This window comes from Bacillus sp. GW823-FHT06A11 (assembly GCF_058795355.1).
The window spans coordinates 535,890-554,369 of the sequence record NZ_JBXAHS010000003.1; the positions used below are offsets into that span (position 1 = coordinate 535,890).

The 18,480-nt window shown below is 33.3% G+C and carries 20 protein-coding genes; 7 read left to right on the plus strand and 13 right to left on the minus strand.

Annotated features, from left to right (window positions below; all coding sequences use genetic code 11):
* Nucleotides 1-8: 8 nt before the first annotated feature.
* Nucleotides 9-758, minus strand: a complete 750-nt coding sequence (locus AC1Q8L_RS16950) for an IclR family transcriptional regulator (RefSeq protein WP_000250751.1) — start codon at nt 756-758, stop codon at nt 9-11.
* Nucleotides 759-1,025: 267 nt separating this feature from the next.
* Here AC1Q8L_RS16950 and AC1Q8L_RS16955 point away from each other — a divergent pair, with 267 nt between their 5' ends.
* From AC1Q8L_RS16955 to AC1Q8L_RS16965, 3 genes are all read left to right on the plus strand, one after another.
* Nucleotides 1,026-2,450, plus strand: a complete 1,425-nt coding sequence (locus AC1Q8L_RS16955) for an amino acid permease (protein WP_000079995.1) — start codon at nt 1,026-1,028, stop codon at nt 2,448-2,450.
* 338 nt (nt 2,451-2,788) lie between these two features.
* Nucleotides 2,789-3,136: a VOC family protein gene (locus AC1Q8L_RS16960; protein ID WP_000589591.1), complete on the plus strand. Its 348-nt coding sequence runs from the start codon at nt 2,789-2,791 to the stop codon at nt 3,134-3,136.
* 449 nt (nt 3,137-3,585) lie between these two features.
* Nucleotides 3,586-4,044, plus strand: a complete 459-nt coding sequence (locus AC1Q8L_RS16965; protein ID WP_033657522.1) for a VOC family protein — start codon at nt 3,586-3,588, stop codon at nt 4,042-4,044.
* Between the two features lie 247 nt (nt 4,045-4,291).
* On the opposite strand, the gene desA is transcribed toward AC1Q8L_RS16965, so the two are convergent.
* From desA to AC1Q8L_RS16985, 4 genes are all read right to left on the minus strand, one after another.
* Entirely contained in the window at nt 4,292-5,323 is a 1,032-nt protein-coding gene (gene desA / locus AC1Q8L_RS16970; RefSeq protein WP_000171498.1) for a Delta(5) desaturase DesA, read from the minus strand.
* Between the two features lie 307 nt (nt 5,324-5,630).
* Nucleotides 5,631-8,018 (minus strand): immune inhibitor A domain-containing protein, encoded by a 2,388-nt coding sequence (locus tag AC1Q8L_RS16975; protein WP_000727445.1) that lies wholly within the window; start codon nt 8,016-8,018, stop codon nt 5,631-5,633.
* 289 nt (nt 8,019-8,307) lie between these two features.
* Nucleotides 8,308-9,138, minus strand: coding sequence for a VanW family protein (locus AC1Q8L_RS16980; protein ID WP_016081140.1), 831 nt, complete (start codon nt 9,136-9,138; stop codon nt 8,308-8,310).
* 610 nt (nt 9,139-9,748) lie between these two features.
* The gene (locus AC1Q8L_RS16985; RefSeq protein WP_000248720.1) at nt 9,749-11,422 is read right to left on the minus strand and encodes an alkaline phosphatase; all 1,674 of its coding nucleotides are present in this window, start codon (nt 11,420-11,422) and stop codon (nt 9,749-9,751) included.
* A gap of 297 nt (nt 11,423-11,719) precedes the next feature.
* Here AC1Q8L_RS16985 and AC1Q8L_RS16990 point away from each other — a divergent pair, with 297 nt between their 5' ends.
* Together AC1Q8L_RS16990 and AC1Q8L_RS16995 are read left to right on the plus strand one after the other, a co-directional pair.
* Nucleotides 11,720-12,202: a DUF2975 domain-containing protein gene (locus tag AC1Q8L_RS16990; RefSeq protein ID WP_000809125.1), complete on the plus strand. Its 483-nt coding sequence runs from the start codon at nt 11,720-11,722 to the stop codon at nt 12,200-12,202.
* Nucleotides 12,203-12,212: 10 nt separating this feature from the next.
* Complete coding sequence (locus AC1Q8L_RS16995; protein ID WP_000974623.1) at nt 12,213-12,428, plus strand: helix-turn-helix domain-containing protein; 216 nt, start codon at nt 12,213-12,215, stop codon at nt 12,426-12,428.
* A 146-nt stretch (nt 12,429-12,574) separates the two neighbouring features.
* On the opposite strand, the gene AC1Q8L_RS17000 is transcribed toward AC1Q8L_RS16995, so the two are convergent.
* The 6 genes from AC1Q8L_RS17000 to AC1Q8L_RS17025 form a co-directional block, all read right to left on the minus strand.
* Nucleotides 12,575-13,423: a P-loop NTPase family protein gene (locus AC1Q8L_RS17000; protein WP_001093199.1), complete on the minus strand. Its 849-nt coding sequence runs from the start codon at nt 13,421-13,423 to the stop codon at nt 12,575-12,577.
* 256 nt (nt 13,424-13,679) lie between these two features.
* Entirely contained in the window at nt 13,680-13,991 is a 312-nt protein-coding gene (locus AC1Q8L_RS17005) for a hypothetical protein (RefSeq protein WP_000845548.1), read from the minus strand.
* A gap of 256 nt (nt 13,992-14,247) precedes the next feature.
* Complete coding sequence (locus AC1Q8L_RS17010) at nt 14,248-14,826, minus strand: HAD-IA family hydrolase (RefSeq protein ID WP_001024246.1); 579 nt, start codon at nt 14,824-14,826, stop codon at nt 14,248-14,250.
* 23 nt (nt 14,827-14,849) lie between these two features.
* Nucleotides 14,850-15,431, minus strand: coding sequence for a kinase (locus AC1Q8L_RS17015; protein WP_000106123.1), 582 nt, complete (start codon nt 15,429-15,431; stop codon nt 14,850-14,852).
* Nucleotides 15,431-15,973, minus strand: coding sequence for a GNAT family N-acetyltransferase (locus AC1Q8L_RS17020; protein ID WP_000506652.1), 543 nt, complete (start codon nt 15,971-15,973; stop codon nt 15,431-15,433). The genes AC1Q8L_RS17015 and AC1Q8L_RS17020 overlap by 1 nt, the downstream gene beginning before the upstream one ends.
* A gap of 14 nt (nt 15,974-15,987) precedes the next feature.
* The gene (locus AC1Q8L_RS17025; protein ID WP_000364497.1) at nt 15,988-16,371 is read right to left on the minus strand and encodes a VOC family protein; all 384 of its coding nucleotides are present in this window, start codon (nt 16,369-16,371) and stop codon (nt 15,988-15,990) included.
* A gap of 281 nt (nt 16,372-16,652) precedes the next feature.
* Here AC1Q8L_RS17025 and AC1Q8L_RS17030 point away from each other — a divergent pair, with 281 nt between their 5' ends.
* Entirely contained in the window at nt 16,653-16,898 is a 246-nt protein-coding gene (locus tag AC1Q8L_RS17030; RefSeq protein WP_000433609.1) for a hypothetical protein, read from the plus strand.
* A 145-nt stretch (nt 16,899-17,043) separates the two neighbouring features.
* Complete coding sequence (locus tag AC1Q8L_RS17035; RefSeq protein WP_000602670.1) at nt 17,044-17,340, plus strand: hypothetical protein; 297 nt, start codon at nt 17,044-17,046, stop codon at nt 17,338-17,340.
* A 105-nt stretch (nt 17,341-17,445) separates the two neighbouring features.
* Here the strand turns inward: AC1Q8L_RS17035 and AC1Q8L_RS17040 are convergent, their stop codons facing one another.
* Both AC1Q8L_RS17040 and AC1Q8L_RS17045 read right to left on the minus strand, forming a co-directional pair.
* Nucleotides 17,446-17,901: a DUF2812 domain-containing protein gene (locus tag AC1Q8L_RS17040; RefSeq protein WP_307839223.1), complete on the minus strand. Its 456-nt coding sequence runs from the start codon at nt 17,899-17,901 to the stop codon at nt 17,446-17,448.
* 79 nt (nt 17,902-17,980) lie between these two features.
* The gene (locus tag AC1Q8L_RS17045) at nt 17,981-18,298 is read right to left on the minus strand and encodes a PadR family transcriptional regulator (protein WP_000991893.1); all 318 of its coding nucleotides are present in this window, start codon (nt 18,296-18,298) and stop codon (nt 17,981-17,983) included.
* Nucleotides 18,299-18,480 lie beyond the last annotated feature (182 nt).

The following is an 18,480-nucleotide window of genomic DNA, read 5'->3' on the forward strand; positions in this document are numbered from 1 at the left end:
TATCAAAATTATAGTTCTGATGTACTGCCGATTTTTATTGATATTTCATGAGCCGCTTGTTTTACCTTGCTAATAAGAAAAGATAGTCGATCATCATTAATACGATGACTAATTAACCCAACACTTAATGCTCCTACTACTTTATGATTAAATCCGATTATAGGTGCAGCTACTGAAGCTGTCCCTTCTGTTTTTTCACCATAACTGACAGCATATCCTTCATTTTTTATTTGCTTTATTTGATTAAGAAGAATTTGCTTTTGTTCTGGTAATGAAGAAAGTAAATTTTCTACAATATGTTCCATTTCATTCGTTTTCATATTGGCAAGCATCGTTTTATTTGCGGCACCAATTGAAAGTGGAATTTGTTCCCCTAGATTATCGATAACTCGAATTTTTAAAGGACTATCAATTCTTTCAATGATAATAGAATGTGTTCCGTTTGGAATATTTAAATAGACACTTTCCTCCACTTCAGCAGCTAAACGTTTCATCACTTCTCTTGCAACAGATCTGTAGTCTACCTTCTCCAATTGACGTAACCCTATTTCCATCCACATTGGTCCAATTTTGTACTGTTTTGTCTCTGAAATTTGTGTAACTAACCCATGCTCCATTAAAGAGTTAAGTAATCTATGTACTGTACTAACCGGGAGATGTGTTCCATCAGCTATATCAGAAATAGCCCAATACTCTTTTTCATTTGTAGAATTCAATAATTTAATAATACTTATCGCTCGATCAATGGACTGTACCATAACTCGCCTCAACTTTACTCGTAATATGTTAGTATGCTTAATTAACTATCAATTTAGCAAACATTCGAAATGAAATCAATCTATTTATTTAATTTTCTAACAATAAAAACATATCACTAACAAAGAATTGAAAACGCAAACAAAAAAATATTGACTTTTCTTTTTAATTATCTGAAAATTATAACAAGATTTCACATCACGGAATAAATTCCATAATACGGAAAAACATCAAACTTTATTCTATCAACTATGAAAGTGAGGAAAACAATGGCGCAAGTAAGCAATACAAACAATGAATTAAAACGGACGATGAAAAGTAGACACTTATTCATGATTGCACTCGGTGGTGTGATTGGAACGGGGTTATTTAACGGATCTGGCTTTATTATAAGTCAAGCTGGACCTGGCGGATCCGTACTTGCCTTTATGGCCGGTGGATTATTAATGTATTTCGTTATGCTATGTCTTGGTGAACTTGCTGTAGCCATGCCTGTTTCAGGTTCTTTCCAAGAATATGCCACTAAGTTCATCAATCCTGCAACTGGCTTTACAATCGGATGGTTGTATTGGTTAAGCTGGGCGAATACGACCGGTCTTGAATTTACAACTGCCGGCATTACAATGCAGCGCTGGTTTCCTGATATTCCTGTTTGGGTTTGGTGTTTAATATTTGGCGTTACAATCTTCACTATTAACGCATTATCTGCTCGTAGTTATGCAGAAACAGAATTTTGGTTTTCAAGTATAAAAGTATCTGCCATTATCGCTTTCATTATTCTTGGCGGCGCCGCTATGTTCGGTTTTATTGATTTAAAAGGTGACGAACCCGCTCCGCTATTATCAAATTTCGTAAATCATGGTGGTTTATTCCCAAATGGACTTGCCGCTATTCTTTTAACAATGGTTACAGTCAACTATTCCTTCCAAGGTACAGAACTTGTTGGAATCGCAGCAGGTGAAAGTGAAGATCCAGCAAAAACTTTACCTCGTTCTATTAGAAATATTATATGGCGCACGATGTTTTTCTTCGTCTTAGCAATCTTTGTTCTTGTTGCTTTAATTCCTTGGGAAGAAGCTGGATTAACAAAGAGCCCATTCGTTGCTGTTTTTGATAATATCGGTATTCCATATGCAGCTGATATTATGAACTTTGTTATTCTTACTGCTGTTCTTTCTGTTGCAAACTCAGGACTATACGCTGCTACTCGAATGCTTTGGTCTTTATCAAAAAACGAAATGGCTCCAGCCTTTTTAAAGAAATTATCATCACGTGGGATTCCTCTCAACGCTTTAATCATGACGATAGCTATTTCTGCTTTTTCTCTTTTGACAAGCGTAGTAGCTGCTGAAACTGTTTACTTGTGGCTCATTTCAATTTCCGGAGTCATTACCATTATTGTTTGGATGTCAATTTGTGTTTCTCAATTCTTTTTCCGCAAACATTATTTAGCAGACGGCGGAAAATTAGAAGACTTAAAATTTAAAACGCCACTTTATCCACTCGTACCAATTCTTGGTTTTGGATTGTATGGCATTATATTAATCAGTCTTATTTTTATCCCAGAACAACGACTTGGAATCTATTGCACTGTCCCATTTATCATCTTTTGCTACACTTACTATCACTTTAAAGTTAAGAAAAGAAATTCTACTAACACTCATAGTGAAACTAAAATTAGCGAGACTTCCTAATATTTGACGATACATAAAAGACCACACATGGCGTTTCACTTCATGTGTGGTCTTTTATCGTTCCTTCTCTCATTTCCCCCTACTATTGAAAGAATTATTTATAACACTTTAAGTTCTGGATTGCTCAGGTGAACTTTGGGTTGAAAAATGAGCATTTCTATACCTTTCCCGAAATTTCAAGTTCTGCTAATGATGTTGTAGAAAGTGTTAATGTAGTAAATACTATAATACTAACAATTACTATTTTTACTATTCATAAGTTGATGATTCTGCTTACTATTACTGTTTTGTTTTGATATATTTAATATATATTTAAAGACAGACAGGAGTTAGATACGATGATAAAAGGTTTTGGAGGAATATTTTGGAGAACTAAGAATCTTGAAGTTATAAAAAAATGGTACAGTGAAGTGTTGAAACTTGATATAGAAGATTGGAATGGAACTGTGATTAAACCCCAGTTAGGAAATGAGACCATCTTTTCTTTCTTTACAGAGAATGACAATTATTTTCCAAAAGAACAACAAGTGATGTTAAATTTCGAAGTACATAATCTAAACGAGACTATAAAGCATCTTGAGAATATTGGTGTACCTCTTGAGAAGAAAGAAGAAATCAGTGAATTTGGACAGTTTATTTGGATTAAGGATCCTGAAGGTCGATTGATCGAACTTTGGGAGAAATAGTGGATTCTACTTATTTACTATTAAGTTAACAGCTGCGTTAATACATCAAGGTAAATAAAAAAGTCGATTCCTTTAACTCCACAGGAAATCGATTTTTTTTTGGAGTTAAACTTCTTAGCTTTGTAAATCCTCATTTTTCAAATTCTACCCTATGGCCACCAACTTAAAAACATAAAAAAACGCTATTCTTACGAAAAGAATAGCGTTTTTCATTATTTAAATATGATTTCATCTGAATTTAATAGATATATCCCCTCTCCTACAAAAGTAGTAGAGTGTTCATTTAAACACTTACTACCTCAGTGGGATTTATCACATTCCAATTTCAATATAATAGTAAATAGGTATATCGGATATAGATGTACATTACTAGGCTTATACATATTTCAACTTTAGAATTACATTCACTATTTAATTGGTAGTTACCAATAAAGAAAGGAATGATCATAATAATACAGAACATATACGAAACTCATTTACATGTAAGAAATTTAGAAAACGCAATAAATTTCTATCAAAACAAGCTAGGATTAACGTTAGCAAGAAAATTCTCCAAAAGAAGAGTGGCTTTCTTTTGGGTCGGAGAAAATAAACAACAAATGCTTGGACTATGGGAAGTACATAACATTGAAGACTTTGAGCCGAGACATTTTGCTTTTGGTGTAAATTTAGAGTTTTTAATGACTTCTAAAGCGTGGTTAGAGGAACGTGGAATAGCAGTGATAGGAAGTCAAGGAAAAGGAAATCAAAAGCCAATTGTCCAAAGGTGGATGCCTGCTGCAAGTGTATACTTTCTAGATTGTGATGGAAATAAATTAGAATTCATTTCTATGTTACATAAGAATCCAGATGAATTAGAATATGCGTCCTATTTAAGTGTATGGAATGAGGAACACCAAGAAAAATGAATGGAATTTCCGTTCAAGTTTTTTCTTATTTTTGGATATAATGTTGTACGATTCCCCATTTACTATAAATTTGTTAACATAATGCATTTACTGTCATCTTATATTTGTACTTACGTACGAGCTATTCCTAATCTGCTTCAATTACAATTTGAATTATGTAAATTTTCTTCTTATCTGGCATCTACTCTTTAAACACAAACTCCCCTTAAATCGAAAATGATTAAGGGGAGTATTATATACGATGCAATTATAGTTCAGATTTCACTCGAACAGAAACATTATTTTTAATTATATTTTTGACATCTTTAAAGCTAACAAAATTGTTACTTTTCTCATCCCAAAGGCGGAAACGTAGTGATTGTAAGCTTGTAGCAAGCGTAATCGTTGGTACATTTTTTAACGGAAGCGTATTATTGTGTGCCTCTTCTAGTTTATAGTTAGGTACTCTTGGGCTTAAATGGTGAACATGATGGAATCCAATATTACCCGTTAGAAATTGCAAAATTTTAGGAAGCTTATAAAAAGAACTTCCTTCCACTGCCGCTTTCACATATTCCCAATCTTTATCCTCTTCAAAATAAGAATCCTCAAATGTGTGCTGTACGTAAAACAACCAAATCCCTACTGAACCTGCTATTAAAAATATAGAACCATGTACTAAAAGAAACGATTGCCATCCAATTGCCCAGCAAAGCATTCCTATAATAGCAACGATTAAAATATTCGTTAAATAAGTGTTCATACGTTCTTTTTTTCTAGCACCTTTTCGGTTAAATCTATTTTTAAGCAGGAAAACATAAATCGGGCCTAACCCAAACATAACGAATGGATTGCGATATAAACGATATGCTAAACGGAGTCTAAATGGTGCAGCTACATATTCATCAACTGTAAGCGTCCAAATATCCCCTGTACCCCTCTTATCCAAATTACCACTTGTAGCGTGGTGAATAGAATGTTCATGCCCCCACTGATCAAATGGGAATAATGTTAAAACACCCATACACGTTCCAACTATTCTATTTGCACGTCGACTTTTAAAGAACGAATAATGGGTGCAATCATGAAAAATAATGAAAATCCTTGTCATAAATCCAGCGGCTAACAGTGCTGGAACTAATGTTAACCAATAAGAAACTGACAAACTTTTATAAGCAAGGTACCATAAAATAATAAATGGCACGATTGTGTTGATCAGTTGCCAAACACTTTTTTTAATCGTTGATTTTTCAAAAGGAGCAACTTGTTTTTTTAAATTTTTAGTATTTTCTAAGGTCATTGTTCTAATTCCTTTCCTTTTTGTTGCTAATTCATATTATAGCACACTATTAGTATCAGGTGTTAAAAGTAGCTATAATAAATATTTTATACTATGAAAATCTCTTTTTTCTTACTCATTACTTACAAATTTCTTACGTCCAAAATAGCTTCTATAATTGGACAGACGGAGCATTTTATGTATCAAAGAAACTTCGAATTTTTCCAATAAGTACATAAAAAAACAGAGAGTTTTTTCACAAGAAGAAAAGAGCTGTCATAAGTCAGTTTCACCGACTTGTGGCAGCTCCTCTTCGTTTTACCTTATTTTATCGATGAAGCCAAACCGCACCTGCAGACTTGTCTTCAGCTTGGCCTACTACTTCAAACTTCAGTCCTAGTTTCGGCAACTTACGTCCTGCATCAGGAATGATGCTGTTGATATATTGCTTAGAATCATCAAATTTTGCCACTCCTGGTAATCCTTTATAATCAAAGATACCGCGAGTTGGTGAATTTACTTTCCATGCTGGTGTTTGATCAAATGAGAATGCCGCATCGGCAATTTGATAACGCGTACTGCTCTTCACAGTAGGTTGTCCGTTTAATGTCCCTACAATTGCCTCTGGATGGGAATCTACTACTCCTAAGAACCCTTCACCTGGATGAACGCCTACCCAGTTATCTGTAAAGCTTTGATCCGCATACCATACAACCATTCCTGTATTAAATACTGGGCCACGTGCATGTTGTAACGCAGTGTCAGAACCAGCGTAATTTCTCCACTCTACATAGTAATTATGTTTTTTCTGTTCAAATCCGTTAGACACAGTAAAGCCTTTTAACGTCATTGCTGGCTGACCTTCTGCATCATCAGAGAAAACAACTTTTCCATCTACAGTTAATGCTGCATTATCTAACGCAAATCCTTTATAAGCTACTGCAATATCTGTTAAGTACTCAAATTGCAGTTTTACTTTTTTTCCTTTGAATTGGCTTAAATCGTATGATTTATCAACCCACTTACCATCAGTTGTATCCGCGCCGCCTTTTACATCTTTTTCGCCCATTCTATCAATGCGTGTCTTCGTTCCATCTTCTGCAATCGCATATACGTCAAGGAAATCATACTTCGCTTCAAGTTCGTAAAATGCCTTATAATCGAACTTAGCATCCTTTGCATTTGTTAAGTCAAATACTGGTGTCTCAAGTGTTGTATGAATGTCATTTCCTTTTGTACTATAATAGAACTTCTTACCAAACGCCGATTCGATATTTTTTATATCTTTGTCCGGCAAGTTAACACGAACGATTCCAGGTCGTTTAGATTTTGTAGTACTTTGATCTACATATGTCGCAACACCGATGCCTTTGCTAAGTTTGTCATAATCTACTTCAAGGATATTCGCCCAATTCCCCTTCATATTCTTTTGGAAAAACTCTTTATTTTGTGGTGAGAAACTCGTTGGCTCTGTTCCTGCAATTTTTCCAGCCCAGCTACCACCACTCATAATAGACCATGACTCAACAGGTTCACCTTGTCCTGAGTACTTTGTATCATATTCATCTGGTAAGCCTAAATCATGGCCATACTCATGTGCAAACACACCAACCGCTCCGTCTTCAGGCTCGATTGTATAATCGTATGCAGCCATCTTTCCGCCCCAGTTCGAAACAGAAGATTTCGTGCCATCAATTGCATATGGTTTTGAACCTAGTTTTGAACGATGTGACCAAATCGCATCATCTTTCAATTTACCGCCGCCAGCTTCTTGACCAACGCCAGCATGTACAACCATTAAATGATCAATAATTCCATCTGGCTCATTTTTATTTCCATCACCATCTTGATCGTATTGATCAAATTGGTCATAGTCTGCTAAATTGATTCCTTTTGCTACCGCTGCTTTTAATGCTTCTTTCACAAAATCTTTTGGTCCTAAAGGCCCCTTGTTATCATGCCCAGTACCCGCATCAGCACCATAATCTGATGCTTTTCCTGGAACAGTAAGCCATTCTGTTACAGTCCCATCAACTGTATAGCTACCACCAGATTGTTCTTCATAATATTGCTTAAATGTGTTAATCTTCGATCCATCAAATAAAGTGAATGGTTCATCACCAAATAACATTTTTTGATAATGTTCACGATTAAAGTCCTTAGAATACATGTATCCTGGCTCTTGATCAATATTGTTATGCTTAAAATCGCTAAATTCTACAAGTAAAACAAGTACTTTATCTTTTCGAACAGCTCCATTGTATTCTTCTTGCTTCGCTGATGTAGTAGGTACTTTTCCATTTAATTTCCCTGGATTTAATGCTGCACCTTGTCCAGCTACTGGACCTATTTCAGGCTGCTGTGCCTGTTCATTTTCCTTCATTTTTGCATCTTTTACTTTTTTCATAAAATCAGAAGCTTCTTGTGTAAGACTATCTCCTGTTAAGATTTCTTTCCCAGGGTTTTCCCCTTTCTTTTTCTCAACATATTTTTCGACAGCTTTTGACGTCTCAGCTTGTGATGCAGATTGATCAATTACCCCCCGTTGTTTTAGCGCTTCTGCCAAACGCTCCTCCGGTATTAAGTGCTCATCTATTGGTAGAGATGATGTTGGTGTCTCAGCATACGCTGCGTGACCTCCAAAAGCAAACGTACTACTTAGTACCGCTGCTGTTGTTAATACCGCTAATGGTTTTAATTTCTTTTTCTTTTTCAATGTATTTCCTCCCCAGTGTCTGCAAATTATCGTTTTTTGCCGATAACAACATAATATTCGTTATAATACGAATATTCAATCTTTTTCAACAAATAAAATGTTGAGAAATATTTTTTTATGCAGAGTGAAATACAAAAGATAGAAAAACAAACAGGCTCTCCTATAAATAACAGTGAACTTTTATATGTTCTTAGTTACAATCAAAATCCAGTAAATCTGAGATTTATATTTTTTTAATAAAAATAAGAATTAAATATTTTCTATACTATTTAATCTATGGATTACCACATTACTCACTATTCTCATTATTACAAGCTAATAGTGGTTCGTACATCATTATAGCGTGATTCTCCGTTACATATTGATCTTCTATTAACTGTTTCTGTTGATTATATACTTTACGTTGAATCACATTATGTCGTATATAACCGCCCCAGTATGCAGGTTGAATTGAGTGTTCTTTCTCATACACTTCATATTGATAAAGTTGCGGATAGACTGTTCTCCATTCACCAACTAAATATTCATCTGTCATATAAAGGTGAAGTTGATACGGTTGGTCCGTTTCATTTTTAATTTGTAAATCCAAATAGTTATAGGAACAAGTCGCTCCACTCCCAAACGGTTGAGTTCGCCTAGAATCAGGAAAGACATCAAAGCTATGACGATATCGTTCTGTTACTGTCAGTGGTGTATGTAAAGTCATCCAATATATTAAATTCGAAAGCTGACAAAGACCTCCTCCAATACCTGTTTGAAAAGATCCGTAGTGTAATACCATACCTTCTACATACCCTTTTTTCCTCGTAGGCTTACCTATTAAACGCCAGTAAGAAAATGTTTCTCCTGGTCTAATGACGATACCATTTAGTTTTTTAACAGCAATTTTCAAATTAACAACCTTATTCTGTTGATACCACATATCTACATCTTTGAGCTTACGAAGTAATATCGTTCGGTGCTGAATTGCTGTACAAGGTAGCTTTTCTTGTTGGAGCCTTTTTGCATATGTTTTTCCGTCTACTAACCACTGAATGTATCTCTTTGTAGAGTAATACCACGTCCCTAGCATAATGCGATACTTAGACCGCTGTTTAGGACGTAAGTGCACTATATTCATTTTATTCCCTCTCTCTTTCTTCAACTAAATTCTAATATACCTCTAATTCAATGAACTACAGTTTTCTTAGCTGCATAATAATTTTCGTAAATAAAGTGAAACTTTAATCAGCCCTCACCAATCGGGCTTTTACAGGCAGCCCGATCCCCGCCTAACTTCTTTGCTTTCGCTGAATTTTGAGGTGGGGGTCTTACTGCCCAGCAAATAGCGGGATAAAAAAGACGCAAAAAAATAATAAATTTACTCTAGTGGAGATTTTATTTTGATGCTTGCTTTATAATTATATGAAACTGCGCTACAATACGATAAATTGAAATAAACATATTATAAATATAACGAATAATATTAAATAAGAAATAATGAAAATTAAAGAAACTCTAAAGTATTAATATATTTTTCATAAATATTAATTGATAATACATTAGACTTTACTATATGTATAAATTCTCTATTCTACAAAACGAAATTTTTTAATGTAAGAAAAAAATATAATTCCCCTTTAACATTTATACAAGTCTCATCTGGAAAACTTTCCAAAACAATCCGAACCCTTATATTTAGAATAAACGCAAAAAATTGCCACCAGTTAGCTTAACTGGTTAGCAATTTTTTAACGAGAATGCTTTACAAATAGTTGAATTGCTTCTTCTGGTACATAGCACTTTCCATTACTCTCTACAATAATACTTCCTAATTCATACCCTTTACCATTGATACGAATTATATTTTTGTTACCAAATAGTTGTGCTTCTACTTTATTATGTTTTACCACGAGTAACGAGTTTGCTCCTTCGGTTTTGTCAGCTGTTACAGTTGCACCGACTTTCTTAAAGGCTTGTTCACTCTCTAAAAATATTTTATTCGTTACTTCTTCTAAGTTAAAGCCCATCGCTTTCGCCATCGTCTTCGCAATGTCTGTATTTTGGATTAAGCCTTCTGGTTTTTGAGGTCCATAAGAATGTAAAAATACATCCTCACCTGTATGTCCTCCTGTCGTAAAGCCGATATTTGCACGATTAGCCAATAATATAGTAAGAATTCGTCCTACATCCATTTTCTTTTTTGCCGCTTTTAATTTTTCTTTTTCATCATGAGTTAGATTATCCAAACCGTATAGTTTAGCTACATCTTCTACATTTGATAAATCAGATTTCAGTTTATTTATAGTTCCTTCAAGTGTCATTTTCGCCTTTTTCAATGAATCAATGTATGCAGAAACCGGTGTAGTATTGTATCCTTTTGTCGTATTTCTATTCCCTATAGAGATACCGCTGTTACCATGATCAGTTAAAGCTATGAGCATCGTATCCCCATCTTTCTTCGCAAATTGTAATGCCTTTGCTACCGCTTCATCAAATGCCAATACATCACTAATCATCCCAATTGGATCATTAGCATGCGCTGCCCAATCAGGCTTACTACCTTCTACGAATAAAAAGAAACCATCTTTGTCTTTTGATAATGTTTGAATTGCTTTTTCTGTCATTTGAGAAAGTGTTGGTTGTTCTGGATTTGTTGCTATACGATCTATATCAAACGCAAGAGCATGATTTGAGAAAGAGCCCCAAATTTTATTAGATTTGGAGTTCAATAACGCATCTTTCGTTTCAACAAAATCGTATCCTTTGTCTTGAATCACCTTTACTAAATTTTCACCATCTTTTCGGATTCCATTACTTTTCATAGGTAGCAGCGCCGCTTTTCCCCCGCCTAATACGACATCTATATTTTGATATACTTGCTGCTTCGCAATTACGTCAAATTGCTTGCGATTGACATGGTGAGCCGAGAATCCCGCCGGAGTAGCATGCTGAATTTCAGATGTAGCAACAATTCCAGTTGCACGGCCAGTACGTTTTGCACCTTCCAATACGTTTGCGACCGGCCGTAACTTGTCCTCTTCTTTTATTGGCTTTAAGTTAGGTGAATTTACAATAGAAGGTAGTACGCCTACATATCCTGAATTCGATTTATTTCCAGTTGCTAATGCTGTTGCTGCTGGCGCTGAGTCTGTAATAGCTGATTCCGCCGAAAACGTACGAACACCTCCTGTTACAATTTGATCTAACGTAAGCGGTGCCCCTTTATACCAGCGAGCCAATGTTGTCGCCGTTGAACTCGTTCCGTCCATAACCATCATAATTATATTTTTAGGCTGGTGTTCTACTTTTTTCACCTTAGCTTTGGCCGCATGATAATTCATCATACTTTCCGTACTTAATACGCTTACTATTATAGCTCCCACTAATAGTAATTTTTTCATCTTCACACCATAATTAACCATGATTGTTCCTCCATAAACTTTGCATTCATTTCAATACACCTTATTTCCTTTTTCATTCCACAACCTACATATGTTTTATTAGTTCCCAATTCTTATAAAGCTAACAATAGTTACTTTCTCTTTCTTTCCTTAATTAAATACCGGTATGTGTCATCTATCTTATAAAAAAGATTTAGCATCCTTTTCATTAATTACTTGTTTAACAATAAATCCTCGATTAAAAGGAATAAAAATTTATTGTTAAACAATAAATTTCATGTTAAATTAATAAGATAATAAATAAATGAGGTGCTTTTTATGAAACAAGGATCCACACTCTTTTTAAAGACCGTTGTGATTCTGATCGGAATCCCCGTTCTTGCTATGTGCATTTTTTTAGTCCCTAAAATAGGAAATTTCGCCGCAGAATTATATCCAGATATTTCATATATTAAATATCTTGTATTTATCAATTTATACGCAACAGCAATACCTTATTACTTCGCACTGTACCAAACATTTAAGCTTTTAAACTATATTGATAAAAACAACGCATTCTCAGAGTTATCTGTTCAAGCTTTAAAAAATATTAAGTACAGCGCATTGGCAATTAGTGTATTATATGTATTAGGTATGCCACTTTTCTATCTCGTGGCAGAGAGAGATGATGCCCCTGGCATTATTATTATCGGAATGATTATGATTTTTGCTTCAATGGTAATCGCGGTCTTTGCTGCCGTTCTCCAAAGACTATTAAAAGATGCTATAGATATAAAATCAGAAAATGATTTAACGGTCTGAGGTGAATAATATGGCAATTATTATTAATATTGATGTAATGTTAGCAAAAAGAAAAATGAGTGTAACAGAACTTTCGGAGAAGGTTGGAATTACAATGGCTAACCTTTCTATCTTGAAAAATGGAAAAGCAAAAGCAGTCCGTTTTTCAACTTTAGAAGCAATATGTAAAGCATTAGAATGCCAACCGGGGGATATTTTAGAATATCAACCTAAAGATACCGAATAAAAAGAGTCCTTCATACGAGTAATGGGTTCAGTTTAGGAAGAGAAAAATGCTAATAAACATTAGAAATAACAAACTAAAACGCTCAGAAAATATTCTGAGCGTTTTTTATTTCCTTCTTCAACTAAAGCACCAGTTAGTGTAAAAAGCTATTTCACCATTTGTATGGCTAACTTATCTTTTAACATTGACCTATATGAGTCAATTTCATATTTTGTATTATTGATTGTTTCTTTTTTCATTTTTAACATATCGAATATTTCTAATTCTAAATTCCTTCTAGCTTCAAGAACTTTTATCGCTCCTTCTACACCTGAATGGTGATGTTCTTTCCCATAGCCTTGGTTAGTGTAATAGTCGATAATTCCTGTGGACCATTCTGGAGTTCTTTCTTTTAACGCCTTCCTAAATGAAAATTCAAGATTATCTTGTTCTACATACAATAACATTGGGTTTAAATTCTCTATGATTTTTGCAACTTTCATTACATAATTTATTATTTTTTCTTTTTGTTCACCATATTTAATCATCCCAATAGTTAATGGATTTTGTATGAAACAACATTCAAAGATATAAACCTTATTGTCTTCTAGAGCGATTTCAGTAAAGTCATTCCATTTGTCAGCAATTAATTCAACATTTTTATCGAATGGTAATTCGTATATATCATTTTTTAAAATAATGTTAAATAATTCGTCCGAAAACTGGTCACCAAACTCATTTTTCATCTTTCTGTATGGTAATAAATAATTGCTTCCTTTTTTTAGAACTTTCTTAAGGAGCACTTCTTTAAAATCTCCACTGTTAGATAATAATCTATTGAACTCAAATTTATTAAAACAAGATACACCATCATAGTCGGCTGGGTGGTTCAAATTTCCCTCTAAAAATAGTTCAACTTCAATTTTATTTTGGCTTAGAATTTCATTTATTAGCTTTGCAGTGGTTGATTTTCCAAATCCAGGTAACCCTTCTACTATTATTAGTTTTGTATTCATAGTTATAAACCCCTATCTTCAAAGTATTTAACCAAGATTAAAAAAATCACTTAATCCACTACAATCACCCCTTCAAAATATGATATTTACCATTTCCTTTGAAAAAACCTTCTTAAAGTAATCTGAACGCTAGTTTAAGAACATTTTTTCACAATCTCTATAATTATTTTAACATAAATTTTCCATTTATCTTATTATTTAGAACGCTATTTAACTATACCCGTTATCATACGAAAAGGACTCTTTTTATTTCACATTACGGCGCAAAACTAATTTGACCAGTAAACAATAGGATAATCGCTATGATCCAAAATATAAAAAATGATGAGGACAGTATTAATGAAAGGATAGCAATCCCCTTCTTCTCTGTTTTTTTCGTCATTGTGATTATTGAAAGCATGATACCTACACCTGTCAGGGCAATTGTAATATAATCTCCAACTATATTACCTGCATTCGCTATCCTTGTTGGCGTTATAAAAACGAATAGAAAACACAAAATGCCGATGAGTAAAGATATATAGCTTATTATACTGTACTTCTTTTTAGGAACTATTTCTGTTTTCATACTAATCCCACCCCTTCTATATAGCTATGAGTTTATATTAGCATGAATAACCATAATTTGGTTATGATAAAAAGCAGATAAAACGGACACTATCACTTTATCTGTCAGTTTATTTCTATCTAACAACTAACCTGACTATTTCTTTACTAAAGATATACAATCATTCTTTAATCCACGGCAATTGGTATATAATAGCTCTAAAAAATAAAGACTGTACCTTTAAAATGAAAGATACAGTCTTTATTAATAACTTTTTTTATAAAGAAAACTCTCTATCACTCACTACCTTAAAAAACTCCGAGTAATGTGATAAAGAATAATCCGCTACATCACAATTACCTTGAAACATACATGTTGAAATACCTAATTCTTTTGCAGGTAATAAATCTAATTCTCTATCTCCAATAGCTAAATCAATATTGTATTTTTTATGCAGATGATTATAAGCTAAAGAGTTTGGCTTTCGAGGAAAGCCATCGTCAATTGTAACCATATCTACGAAGTATTTTTCCCAGCCGTAATAGTTTAAAATGCCCATAACCCCTTCCCTATGTTTATGGGTCATAATCACATTTTTATTTGCAAATTTCAAAACCTCTTCGACACCTGCAAAAGGTTTCATATCTTTTGACGTGAATTTTCCCTTCAAAACTTTAATCTTTTCTTCCTGCTCGCATGAAATATTATAATACTGAATTGCATGAGAGTATGATATTTTTAAGTTCTTGTATATTTCTTGTTTTTCTACTGAATCACCTAATATTTCAGAAAGCATCATTGTATATGCAGGATACGTATCAAATAACGTCCCATCAAAATCCCATAAAATATTCATTCTATTCACCTTCTATGTTCAAATCATTTAATGACTAAATCCGCCCTATCCCTCGGTGATTCCATTTCTAAGTAATAATCCTCTGCTTTCCAATACCTATTTTCAAACTTTGAAAGGTTTTTCTGTGTCTCCTCACTCTCACGTAGAAACCTTGTCTCTCTTGGACAGTCCAAATAGACCATATAATGAAAGAAATCTCTCCATTCTTTTCGCTGCAGAAAAACTCCTTCAATAACAATTACGCCTACAATAGGAATCTGTACTTTTTTCATTTCACATGAGTCTGTTTCCTCTTGATAAAAAGGCAAAGTTAATTTTGTCTCATGTTGTAACTTCTGAAAAAACTTCTGCCTCAAGTATGTAATATCCCACTGTAAACAATAATACTCATACCATTCTTCATGGTTTGTATAATAGCGTCGATTACGCTCCACTATATGATCATCAATATGGAAAATATGAAACGGAATGCCTTCTTGTTTCATATTTTCTTTTAAATTTGCTACGAATGTTGTTTTTCCTGAACGACTTAAACCATCTATACCTAAAATGAATCTATTTTCCCTATGATTCTTCATAATCGTTATAAGTTCGTTTGTACTCATTACTTCTTCCACTCTTCTTTTAATAAAGAATATAAAATGGTATCATGAGCAACTCCATTTTGAATCATATGTTTTCGAAGTAATCCTTCTTCTTGAAATCCTGCTTTTATTAACAACTTTTGAGAAGCTTTATTTTCTACATATACAACCGCTGCGATTCTTATCAGTTGCAGCATTTCAAATCCGTAAGCTAAAATCGCTTGTAATGCTTCCGATGCATATCCTTGTCCCCAATATGTATCATCTAATTCATAACCAATTTCAGCTCGTTTATGATTATTATTAATTAAATGAAATCCGCACGTTCCGATTAATTGGCCCGTCCCTTTTTTCTCGATTCCCCAGCGAAATACACTGCCCTCTTCATAACGATTTTTAAACGTTTGAATCGTTGTTTTCGCTTGCTCAATATTTTCAAAAGAATCCATTCCGAAATAACGTATAACTGATTCTTTCGAAAAATATTGGAACATCGTTTCTGCATCTAATAGTGTAAGTTCTCTTAAGAGTAAACGTTCTGTTTCTAGTTTTGGAAATCCCATCTCTCTTTCTCCCTCTATTCTAATGAACTGCAAATTTCAATATAATTTCCATCTGGATCAGCAATGTAGGCAATTGTTTGTCCCCACGGTTTTACAATAGGTTCAACTAAAATCTTGATTCCTTGTTCTCTAAATTGCTCAATCGTTTCTTGTACATTCTCAACAACGAATCCTAATTCGAAATGAGAAGACTTTAATTCACCTTCTGTAAGCGGTAGTCCTGTTAATTCTTTCACATCTTGCCGCGTATTCATCGCTAAAATGGTAGTTCCAGTATTAAATTCAATATATGTACCATGCTCTGCTTTTATAGGTAACTGTAAAATATCTTTATAGAATTTTAAACATTCCTCAAACTTTTCTACATATAAAATGATGTACTTCATTTTCAAATCCATTTTACATCCCCCTTTATATCTATCCCTAAAATTTCGACAAAAGTCTCACAAAAACCTTGTTCCTTGTAGTAATGAGCAAAAAAAATGAGGCCGATTTCTCGGCCCCCCAGCTTATTGGCATAAAACAGGAGATTTGGTTTGGACATAACCAGTTCGTGCTTTTATTATATTTTATTTTTTCTGAATTTTAAATACATTAAACACCTATTTATATTGAGAAAGTTTTTTGCTTGCATAAAATTAAAGATTTTAAGAAATGATACAAATGGAGGTGTATACATATGGAACCAATGCTATGTCCAAGCTGTAAAACGAACCGTACTCGCTTTAATATTCTTGAACAACAAGTAAAACCAGTCAAATTAAATCCACAAACTGGTCAAGTAGAAGAAGAATACACAAATGAAACGATGAATGCTTTTCATATGGCCTATCAAGGACCTACATACCGTGTCCAGTGTGCTGTATGCGGACTTGTTGAAAACCCAGAACAATTTATTAAACCTGCGCAAAATCAGTCTTTCTAATAAAAACATTATTATCCCTTGTAGAAATAGATTTTTCTATAAGGGATTTTTCCATTTAATAAGTTAATTAAAGATGTATTTCTTCCTTATTATATATTAAAACCCATACCCTTTTGGTAATATTTACATAAGGGAGGTAAAACAAATGATTTTAAATAAAAAGATAATGCTTCCATCAACATTTATACTAGTAACTTGCCACATAGTCATCTTTTACTTTTGGATCTTCGATTTTGAAAAAATAACGACTCCTTACGGTCTAACAATATGGATTGTTTCTACTATTTGTGGTCTTTTACTTTATTACCATTTTAAAAATCAAAAATCTAATAAAGTGATATTTATTGCTAATTCTTTATTATTAATTATTTCTTCTTCATTTATGATTTTTTTAGGTATTGTTACTGGTATTATCTTTGTAACTGTTAATTCTATGAATTAAAAAGGTAGTCTTTTATTATGTAAAAAAGAATGAACAAAATAAATATATATAAAGATTAGAGAAGATGATTTCCCAATATATCTTCTCTAAGAATATCACTCTTTGTTAAAATATTTCCTTTTTCATTTTTTTAAGCTTTCTAAATAAATTAATAAACGCATATGAATATATACAAACTAAAAACCCTACCATACCTCTATATAATCCTGATTCTGATACTCCAAGAAAACATAAGTAAAGCACTGGAATTAACGTTACAAACATAATTGCAACGAACTGTATCAATTCAACAAGTTTTTGTATCTTCGTTTCTTTGTCTGAATAAATATCAGGTAACTCATTTTCCTCGTCTACTTCTTTACAGAAATAATTCCATTTCGCAAAACTCGTTACATGTTTCCAGCCACACATTTCATATATATCAATATATTCTAGTTGTTTTTCTTTCGAATCTATATAATCCAGTCTAAAATCCGCTTTATATATTACATCTTTCGGTTCAGTTTTCTTAAACGTATACATTACATTATACTTTTGTAAAGCCCATCCTTTTTGATGCATTTTTCTTAAAAAAGCTTCTTCTTTTTCCAAGCTCCATATCGCGAAAGGTTTGAATAACTTCTTTGTCTCCATATTCCATTCACTCCCCTAATATACTATTCCCATTCCTTACAGATCTCTGTAACCTGTTATACTCGAGCTCTAACACTTCTCTCCCAAACGTTGTTAACTCATAGCACTTCTTTCTATCTGTAGAGGCAACTTCAACAATTAATTTTTCTTTTAGTAATTTCGTCGTATTCCCGTATAACGTACCAGGACCGAGTTTTACTTCTCCATTTGTCATCTCTTCTACCATTTGCATAATTCCATAACCATGCATTGGCTTTACAAGTGACAATAATATGTAGTATGTCGCCTCAGTTAACGGAATATATTTTTGCGCCTTCGCATTCATTATAACTACCTCCGATACATCGCCTTATGATATATCGACTAACGATACATCGTATACCGATATTGTATAATCATATTCCAAAATATGCAAGCTTAATTTAATAATTAAATATCTATTTCTTTGAATTAAAAAATCATACTAATTTTCTGAATAATTTGTTAAAATATAGAAATATTAGCTCT